Below are 9,911 nucleotides of genomic sequence, written 5' to 3' on the forward strand. Positions count from 1 at the left end.
AGACAATAACCTACTCCAATCTTTCTTTGACTAGATCTGGAAGCAAAAAAAAGCATTGCCCATTGAACATTTGGACAGCGCTTTTTTTTAATTCGAATATTCTTTTTGCGGCGAAATTTCTGGCCACCATGGCCAGAGTTTTAGGATAGAGCAAATTTGATGGGGACTTTCATCCTGGAATTGACAGCTTGTCCTTTTAGCTTGCCGGGAATCCATTTTGGTGATATGGCGACCACCCTCATGGCTTCTGCATCGCAGCCCGCACCAATGCCACTAACAACTTGGACATCTGAAATATCTCCGTTGGATTTAATAATAAATGATACAGTGACAACACCTTCTATCCCCATTCTTCTGGCCTGTGCGGGATATTTCAAGTTGCTCCCCAGGAATTTTGACCAGACTTCAAATCCACCAGGATATTTCGGACTCTGCTCGACAACATCAAAGATTTCTGTTCTTAGATTGCTGCCATCTGGTTCAGATTCAGATGTCTCATTGGAAGTGGCAATATCCAAGGTTTCAGGAGCGATATCGTCACTGGGTTTTTCACAGGCAAACAGGAAGAATGCCAGGGCAATTGCCGGAATGCTTAGGAGAAACCGGCTTTTTTGAATCGGGTAAGAATCGGGTTTTTTCATCATCATAATTCTATTTTTGGTTTGAAATTGGTTAAAGGTATTTAGGAGATTTTCTGATCTTCCTTTGTATAAAAGATTCAGCAACAGCGTGGCATATTCTCTTGGCGAGTATTGTCGGATGATTGACCGGTCAACTTGGTATTCGTGGATTTCTCTTAAACTGGATTCCAGAAAAGAGTTGATCGGATGGAACCAGAAAACAGTTTTGAAGATTTGCAGAAAAATCAGGTCAAGACTGTGCATTCTTTTGGCATGCCCCGATTCATGTAGAATAATCAATTGTTGGTCTTTGTTTTCCGTTTGGAACTCTGGAAGTAGGATCAATCCGAAAAATGAAGACGGGGTAAACTCCGGATTGACCAATATGTTCTTATTACCAATAGTATATTTTGAAGCTCTACTGATCTGAATAAATAAATTGACCAGACTTTTGACAAACCTTATTAGGCCTAATATAAACCCCACGGCATAGGCAATTAAGAGGATTGGAATAATTCCGATAGATTGGAAATAATTGTTTTCCGAACCGAGGTTGAATTCCGGTAAAATATAAGTCAACATATCACCTGATGGACCGAATGATTGGCCAATAAACTCAAATGACATCATTGGAATGCAAATTGAAAGCAGCATTGATAACAATAGGTAAATCCTATTCCAACCAAAAAATGTGAGTTGCCTTAAAAAAGCCCAATAAATTCCAAAGAGAAGTGTCAGAATGATACTCCCTTCAAACAGGAAATTCAATACATCCTTCATTCTTTTTCAGGGTCTAGGTTTTCATCAATAAGCTTTTGAAGTTCCTCAATCTCTTTGTCAGAGATACCTTTTTCTTTTATCATAAAAGACAGCACATTGGCAGCTGACCCATCAAAAAAATTATGGATCAAATCATTCAGACTCTTTTTACGGTATTCTGTCTGTGATATTGTCGGATAATATTCATGGATATTTCCATAAGTGCGGTGATTCAGAAATCCCTTTTTCTCCAGCAGTTTGATGCTGGATGCCAAAGTGGTATAGGGCGGTTTGGGTTCCGGAAGGAGGTTTAGTATATCCCTTACAAGTGCTCTGTCAAGCTCCCAAAAGATGCACATCAGTTCTTCCTCGTTTTTTGATAATTTTTCCATGGCACTAATATATATCTAATAATTTAATTTAACTACTAAAATTTCGTAAATCTACTAAAATTTCGTCTAATCTTAAATTACCTTTTATTTAAGCTTCCTAAAATCGGTAATATCAACCAAAAAGAGGGGTGGTAAAAAGCATACATCTTCCAATTTTCCTTTCCTGTGACGAGTCATGGATTTATTGTTTAGACTTCGATAAGCCGCAGGGCATCTAAGGTCGCGCTTAGTCTCGTTTCTCGGCTCTCGCTTCTAGTTTCTCAAACCCAACATCGGACATCATACAATTTGCAAACGTAAAAGAGGTCTAATGCAATAGTCATCAAGGGGATACATCATGTTTTAGATTGACATAAGTCATATATTCTACTTTTTCCAGATTGTAAATTTGTGGATCAAATCAACAACAAAGACTTATGGAACAAAACCCAAAACTTACCTCTGTGCAGACCTTTGCCCTTGTGGCCATGCGTTTGCTGATAGGATGGCATTTCCTTTTTGAAGGTGTCATCAAATTGTACAGCCCTTCGTGGTCTGCAAAAGGATATTTGTTAAGCGCCACCTATATGCAGTCTTTCTTTCAATGGCTGGCAAGTGAATCAATGATTTCTGTAGTGGACACCCTGAATATTGCTGGGCTGATATTGGTGGGTATTGGGCTGATTGTTGGTTTCAAAACCAAGTGGGTAAGTGTCATTGGCATTGGCCTGCTTTTGCTTTATTTTTTTGCGCATCCTCCTTTTCCCGGATATGCACAAGGGCCAAGTGAGGGAAGCTATTGGATAGTCAACAAGAACCTGATTGAGGCTGCTGCTTTGTTGGTTGTCTTTCTTTTTCCCACAGAGTATGCATTTGGGATTGGAAGACTTTTTATGAAGAAGAAAACGGAACCTGCTCACCAACTAAACTAAAAAACCATGAAGACGGACAAAAATTTATTTAAAGGCTTATCCAGAAGAGAATGGATCAAGATTCTTGGGGGCATTCCGATTTTAGGCGCTGTATGGACTGCAGGTTATCGTTTTACTGAAACTGCAAAAACCGAACGAAATCTGCTTTTGGAAACCTTGAACATCAAGGCTTCTCCACCACCTGCTTCCGGTCCAATGAGCGGTGAACCGCTTAGAGTTGGCTTGATTGGTTTTGGGATAAGAGGCGAGCAACTGATGCGTTCTTTGGGTTTTGCCACCACCGAATGGTTGGAGCAAATGGCCAAATCAAGTGCTAAGAACCCAAATGATAAAAGATTGGAGGATTTTAAAACGCAGGAAAACCTCAATGTGAAATTGGCAGGTATATGTGACATCTTTGATGTAAGGGCCGAAAAAGCACTAGCCTCTTTCAATCAAGACGGAAATGTCTGTAAACGCTACCGCACCCATGGCGATATGATCCATAGTGGCGAAATAGATGCCATCATCATTGCAACACCCGACCATTGGCATGCTCCGATGGCCATTGAGGCAATTGAAGCCGGACTGCATGTCTATATCGAAAAACCAATGACCCATACCATACAGGAGACTTATGACCTCAGGGAATCCTGTAGGAGAAATCCTGATGCAGTCCTGGCTGTTGGCCACCAACACCGTCAAACACAAAGCTTCCTTACTGCACAAGATGCGATAGCTAAAATGACCTTGGGGCATATTTCATTGGTTACCACAACAACCAATAGAAACGATGACAACGGCGCGTGGCAGTATGACATCCATCCGGACGCTTCTCCCAATACCATTGATTGGGATGCTTTTTTGGGAAATGCTCCCCAAATCCCCTTCAATGCCGAACATTTTTTCCGTTGGAGAAAATGGTGGGCTTATGGTTCAGGGCTTTCAGGTGATCTTTTGACCCATGATTATGACCGGATCAATTGTGTTCTGAAAATGGGAATCCCTAAATACATCACTGCATCAGGAGGAGTCTATACCCACAGAGATGGTAGAAATGTGCCTGATGTGATGCAGATCAATATGGATTTCCCGGATTTCACCACGGGAAGCAGTCAGGAGCCGGGTAAGGAAAAAGGAATGACTTTAGTCTATAGTGCCACTTTGGGCAATCAGTTCGAAAGGGGAACCCTTTTGATGGGTCATGATGCCACCATGGAGTTGGGCAATATGTTGACCATCCATGCCGACCCCAGGTCTACCAAATATGCGGATTTGATCAAAGAAAAGCGGATAGACCCCTTGGTGCCGATCTACCAATATGATCCCAGTGCCAATGGCGTGGATGCCGTAACCTCAGCCACTGCCAAGTATTTTGCCAATAAAGGTTTGTTATGGACTTATAGAGATGGTAAAAGAGTTGATTCGACATTCCTGCATATCAGGGAATGGTTGAGTTGTGTCCGGAATGGTGGTAACCCAAGCTGTGGTATCACAGAGGGATTTGAAGAGGCCATTACCGCCCATATGGGAGGGCTTTCCTATAAATTGGGAAGGAGGATTGAATGGGACGAAGAAATCGAGAGAATTATTTCACTTCCCGGCGAAGATCTGGACGCCATTTTACTGGACAATGGAGCAGGATATTTGATGCAAAAGGGTTGAAAAATGAATTGTTTCTTGGAGTACCTTTGCGTCCCTTGCGGGTTCTACATTTTAAACCGCAAGGGACGTAAGGGTATTTTTTTTAGGTCTTAAAGTCCTGATTGATGTCCCTGGCTTAGGATTTAAACGGTAGGGCCAACTCTTTCCAACAAGGCTTTGGTAGCTTTGATACCTTCTACTTCAGAAAGGTTGCTTCCTTCATATTCGATTCCGATATGCCCGGTAAATCCGGCATCCTTCACGATGGAAAGCATTTTTTCATAATCGGTTTCTATACAGTTTCCGTTTTCATCAAAGTCATAAGTTTTGGCACTGACACCTTTAGCAAATGGCATCATTTCGGCCACACCTGTATATCGGTCATATTCCTCCACGCATTCCCCGCCCGATTCAGAATCCTCTGAGCGCTTGATGCAGAAATTGCCAAAATCCGGAAGTGTTCCGCAATTTGACATTTCGGTGCTTTTTATGACGTTGGCCAGCCATTGACCATTAGAGGAATAGCTGCCATGATTTTCCACGATCACATTGATGTTGTAGGGGAGGGCAAATTCGCTCAGACTTCTCAATCCGTCAATGGCGGCTTCTGAAACTTCCTCGGCAGTACCGCTTCCATAGGCATTGACCCTGATGGAATGGCAGCCCAGAAATTGGGCAGCTTCTATCCATTTTTTGTGGTCATCTACGGACTTCATTCTTGCAGTGGCATCAAGGTCTCCCAAATAGCCTTCACCGTCCACCATGATAAGGATACTTTGGACACCGTTGTCCTCGCAGCGTTGTTTCATTTGGCCGAGATAGCCCATGTCTTTTCCTTTGTCCTTGAAAAAGACATTGACATACTCTACAGCATCGATATTGAATTCTTTTTTGGTGAAAGCTGCAAAGTCCAAATTGTCCATTTCACCGGCGAACAGGGCTTTGTGAAGTGACCACTGTGCAAGGGATATTTTAAAAAACATTTCTTTGGGGACTTCCTCCACTGCGGTTTGCGTGTTGGTGCCTCCACATGATTGAAGGATAAGCGGGCTGATAGTGGCACCCAGACCAACAAGGCCAAGGTTTCTAAGGAAGATTCTTCTGTGTTGAGGATTGTTCATAAATTTCTGTTGGGTAAATGATTGGTGTTAACCTCAAATCTTGACATTGAATTTTATATTAGCAAGTCATTCGTGTAAGAGTTTGGAAACAGATGATTCAGACATTAAGTAATAAGCTTATCACAATTCGAAAATCCCATTGATATAAAATCCCGGTCAACTTGTTCAATAATCTTTACCTTCATTCCACAATTCTTTCCCCAAGGTAACTTTGGGAAAGAAATATAATTTCAAACCTACTTTATCGGCATTCTATTGTGTTTACCATTTGCAAAACGCCAAACCCTGCAGCCTTTATATTCTCAGGTTTACTCTTGATTTTCATGAGTTTTTTCGTCGGGATATTGGGTGCCCAACAGACCAATAAAGGTGAAATATCAGGTAAGGTTACAGACAAGCTATCATCCATAGTTTTACCTTTTGCCACTATTGCCATCTTCAATGAAGGAGATGATTTAGTGGAAGGTGGTATCACCGATGCTGATGGGCTTTTTGCCTTAAAAGTCCCTTTTGGTTCCTTTTATGCCATGATAGAATTTATGGGCTATGAGGCATTCCAAACGGAAACATTTAACCTTAGCAGAGAAAATCCGGATTTTAATTTGGGAGTTGTCGGTTTGGAATCGGGCCTAAGCAATTTGGATGAAGTAATTGTGGAGGGGGAGAAACCCTTTATGGAGCTTGCTTTGGACAAAAGGATTTTCAATGTAGCCGAAGACCTGGCCAATGCAGGCCGTACCACATCAGATATTTTAATGAACCTTCCGTCCGTCACTGTGGACACTCAGGGCAATGTGCGACTGAGGGGTTCTGACAATGTCAGGATTTTGGTTGACGGAAAGCCTTCAGGCTTGGTAAGCTTCAAAGGAGGCAGGGGCCTGCAACAATTGCCCGCAAGTATGGTGGAGCGCATCGAAATCATCACCAATCCTTCTGCAAGGTATGAGGCAGAAGGCATGGCAGGGGTCATCAACATCATCTTAAAGAAAGAATCCAACTCAGGATTTAACGGATCTTTTGAGGTGATTGTCGGTACACCGACCAATTTTGGTCTGTCTGCCAATCTCAATTACAGGCATAAAAAAATCAACTGGTTTGTCAACTATGGAATTGCCAAAAGGATCGTGCCCAGAAGAGGTACTTTGTATCAAGAGGCATTTGGGGGGGATACCACCTTTATTTCCGACCAGTCCACGGAGGGTACGGTCAATTCAATTGACAACAATATCAGAGCGGGTTTGGATTACTTTTTTAATGAAAACAGCATTTTGACAGCTTCTTATTCGCTGAGGAGAAGTGATGCCCGTAGGATTACAGACATCCGTTACAATGACTACTTATTCAACATGGACAATATGCAGAGCTATTCCTTGCGAAGACAGGATGAAACTGAGAAAGAACCCAACTCAGAATATTTGATTACCTATAAAAGAAATTTTGGTACCAAAGGCCATGAACTTACTACTGTCCTGACCTATTTGGATTATTGGGAAAATTCAGATCAATTGTTTACAGAATCTACCTTTACTCCTGTAGGAGTTTTAATTCCATCCCGCTCTTTGGTACAAACTTCTATCAATGATGAATTTGAAAAGCAGTACCTCATCCAAATGGATTATACCAAACCTATTGGTGCTGAAGGTAAATTCGAAACGGGAATTAGAAGCAGTTTCAGAAATATGGAAAATGACTTCATTGTGGAGGAGCAAAATGAACAGGGGGTTTTTGAACCAATGCCGGGATTGGACAACATATTTCTCTACAGAGAAAACATCCATGCATTATATGGCATTTTGGGAAATAAAACCAAAAAAATGAGTTATCAGGGCGGGTTAAGAACTGAGTGGACGGATATCAAGACAACCTTGGTCAAAACAAACGAGGAAAACCCAAGAAACTATGTCAACCTGTTTCCAAGTGCCCACCTTACCTACAATTTCACTGAGGAAAACGGACTGCAACTCAGTTATAGCAAAAGGGTGAGGAGGCCGTTTTACAATGATCTGAGCCCCTTTGTAACCTTTTCTGATCAAAGGAATTTCTTTAGCGGAAATCCTGACCTTGAACCGGAATTTACCGATGCTTTCGAATTGGGACATATCAAATATTTTGAAAAGGGAACTTTGTTTTCTACCGTGTTTTATAGAAACAGTGTGGACAAAATAGAAAGGATAAGAAGTGTGGACAATGAAGGGAATGCGACCACATTACCCCAGAACCTGACCGGCGAACAATCATTTGGATTGGAGTTTACCACGGATTATGCAATTTTCCCATGGTGGAAGGTGGATGTGAACTTAAATTTCTTCTATGCCAATATCGATGGAAGTAATGTTCAGACTGATTTCACCGCTACCACTTATTCCTGGAATGCAAGGCAGAATTCCCGTTTTACATTTGAAAATGGTGTTATTGTACAGGTTAGGGCCAATTATCAGGCCAGACAACGGATCGCTCAAGGTATCCAAAAAGGGATATTCTTTATGGATTTGTCCGCCAGTAAGGATATACTCAAAAAAAGAGGGACCCTTGTATTGAATATAGCAGATATTTTTAACTCAAGGTGGAACCGCTACATCCTGGAGGGGGAAGGGTTTATTACCTATGGTGATTTTCAAAATGTCCGAAGACAGATGAATTTGAGTTTGAATTATAGGATTAGGCAGTGATTAATATTTTTTCCAAATTGATGGCATTATTGAAATTCAAGCATTTTGTTTGACCATTTGGATTTTGCAACAACCCCTGCCTTCTGAAGGCACGAATCATCCCGAGTAATTAACATTTTTGAAAAAACATTCAGAAAAGGAATGACATCAAGTTACCTGCTAGGCAGCCGTCATCCTGAGTCCCCAACATTTTGTAAATGTTCAGAATAGGTAATGACATCAAGTTGCCCTCTAGGCAGCCGTCATTCTGAGTAATTAACATTTTGGAAATGTACAGAAAATGTAATGACATTGGTTTGGCTTATATATGATTAATTTGAGTAAAATTAATGTAAAACCAATAAATAATTGCACTTATCAATAATCTGTCAATGGTAGGCACGAAGAATCTCCAGAGGTCCTATTTATGTTTATTATGCATTTCCTGAACCTCGAGAGACCCTTCTCCCGATAGCCATCGGGATCAGGGTGACGAGCCGCTCCGATTACGTCATTGGTAGTCACGAAGGATCTCCAGAGGTCCAATTTATGTTTATTTTACATTTCCTGATCCTCGAGAGACCCCCCGAAAGAATCGGGGCAGGCTTTCCTGCGTCCAGGGTGACGGCTGCTCCGATTTGGGTCATTGGTAGGCAAGAGGGATCCGAAGAGGTCCTATTATGAGTTAAAGATTAGTGGATCATCATAAAAAAAAGAAAAAGAAAAACAAGGCCACATATCCTATTCTCAGGCTTTCATAATGGCCTATTGTTTTTCGGCTTCCGTCCATGACCCTGCCTTCCTCAACAAAACCTATGGTTTTTCTAGACCCATCCAGGATGCGGCTATCTTCTATAAACCCGATTGTTTTCCTTGAAGCATCCATCACCCTCCTGTCTTCCAGAAATCCAATGGTCTTTCTGCTGCCATCCATGATCCGATTGTTGTCAATATGACCAATGGTAGACCTCGACCCATTCATCACCCTGTCATTTTCAATATATCCGACTGTTCTCCTGGAGCCATCCATTAACCTTGGGGAATAGACAGGCATGGAAAGCATTAACAGGAGAAAAAAGATTATTGGCTTTTTCATTGATTTTAAATCAGTTAAATGATTTGGGGCAAGCCATTAATCATCCAATAAACTAAACACCATCTGCCTGAATTTCCAGCCTGTTTGGTCACCGGAGGTTTGACTTGTCTGTTTCATCAGGATACCTATAATTTTTTCCTGTGGATCTGCAAAATACTGGGTATTGAAATAGCCTCCCCAATCAAAAGTTCCTTCGCCTCCAATACCTCCTTCGGCTAGACCATTTTCTGTCACTACACCAAAAGCCAATCCATAATGCTTGGCACCGCCCCAAAGGTCCCCGACCTGATTTTTCATCATGGTCTCAATGGTGCTGCGGCTGAGGATTCTGACTCCATTGAGTTCCCCTCCGTTCAGGTACATTTGCAGGAAAGTGGAATAGTCCTTTGCCGTACTTGATAAGCCTGCACCTCCTGAGAAAAATCTCTTGGCACCGGTAACAGGATATTGAGGGTCATAGAAGGTGATAGGAAAGTTCTCCCATTTGCCATCGGCTTTGCGCTGAACTTTCACCAACCTGTCAGCCTTGGCATCAGGCAGGTAAAACCAGGTATCATTCATGCCCAATGGATCAAAAAGCTTTGTTCTCAAATATTGGTCAAAGGGAATTCCTGATACAATTTCTATCAGATAGCCCAACACATCCAATCCTTCTGAATAGGTAAATTTCTCTCCGGGGCTATGGTGGAGGGGTAGTGCTGCCAGTTTCTTGACACTTTCCTCTATGCTGATGTTTTCGGT

8 protein-coding genes are annotated in these 9,911 nt (G+C 41.8%); 3 read left to right on the forward strand and 5 right to left on the reverse strand.

Annotated features, from left to right (window positions below; all coding sequences use genetic code 11):
• Window positions 1–140: 140 nt before the first annotated feature.
• Window positions 141–1,400: a TonB family protein gene (locus ACEW8O_RS09385; RefSeq protein WP_373494368.1), complete on the reverse strand. Its 1,260-nt coding sequence runs from the start codon at window positions 1,398–1,400 to the stop codon at window positions 141–143.
• Entirely contained in the window at window positions 1,397–1,771 is a 375-nt protein-coding gene (locus ACEW8O_RS09390) for a BlaI/MecI/CopY family transcriptional regulator (protein ID WP_373494369.1), read from the reverse strand. Before ACEW8O_RS09390 ends, ACEW8O_RS09385 begins: the two co-directional genes overlap by 4 nt.
• 416 nt (window positions 1,772–2,187) lie before the next feature.
• Here ACEW8O_RS09390 and ACEW8O_RS09395 point away from each other — a divergent pair, with 416 nt between their 5' ends.
• Together ACEW8O_RS09395 and ACEW8O_RS09400 are read left to right on the forward strand one after the other, a co-directional pair.
• Window positions 2,188–2,682, forward strand: coding sequence for a DoxX family protein (locus tag ACEW8O_RS09395; RefSeq protein ID WP_373494370.1), 495 nt, complete (start codon window positions 2,188–2,190; stop codon window positions 2,680–2,682).
• 6 nt (window positions 2,683–2,688) lie between these two features.
• Window positions 2,689–4,326, forward strand: coding sequence for a Gfo/Idh/MocA family protein (locus ACEW8O_RS09400; protein WP_373494371.1), 1,638 nt, complete (start codon window positions 2,689–2,691; stop codon window positions 4,324–4,326).
• A 122-nt stretch (window positions 4,327–4,448) separates the two neighbouring features.
• Here the strand turns inward: ACEW8O_RS09400 and ACEW8O_RS09405 are convergent, their stop codons facing one another.
• Window positions 4,449–5,426, reverse strand: a complete 978-nt coding sequence (locus tag ACEW8O_RS09405; protein WP_373494372.1) for a sugar phosphate isomerase/epimerase family protein — start codon at window positions 5,424–5,426, stop codon at window positions 4,449–4,451.
• A 323-nt stretch (window positions 5,427–5,749) separates the two neighbouring features.
• Between ACEW8O_RS09405 and ACEW8O_RS09410 the strand changes: the two genes are divergently transcribed.
• On the forward strand, window positions 5,750–8,095 hold the full coding sequence (locus tag ACEW8O_RS09410) for a TonB-dependent receptor domain-containing protein (protein WP_373494373.1): 2,346 nt from the start codon (window positions 5,750–5,752) through the stop codon (window positions 8,093–8,095).
• Between the two features lie 682 nt (window positions 8,096–8,777).
• Here the strand turns inward: ACEW8O_RS09410 and ACEW8O_RS09415 are convergent.
• Together ACEW8O_RS09415 and ACEW8O_RS09420 are read right to left on the reverse strand one after the other, a co-directional pair.
• Window positions 8,778–9,170, reverse strand: coding sequence for a 5-fold beta-flower protein (locus tag ACEW8O_RS09415; RefSeq protein WP_373494374.1), 393 nt, complete (start codon window positions 9,168–9,170; stop codon window positions 8,778–8,780).
• A gap of 36 nt (window positions 9,171–9,206) precedes the next feature.
• The coding region (locus tag ACEW8O_RS09420; RefSeq protein ID WP_373494375.1) for a serine hydrolase domain-containing protein at window positions 9,207–9,911 on the reverse strand (705 nt) is incomplete at its 5' end.

The sequence above is a fragment of the Aquiflexum sp. genome, from assembly GCF_041749095.1.
Lineage (GTDB): Bacteria > Bacteroidota > Bacteroidia > Cytophagales > Cyclobacteriaceae > Aquiflexum.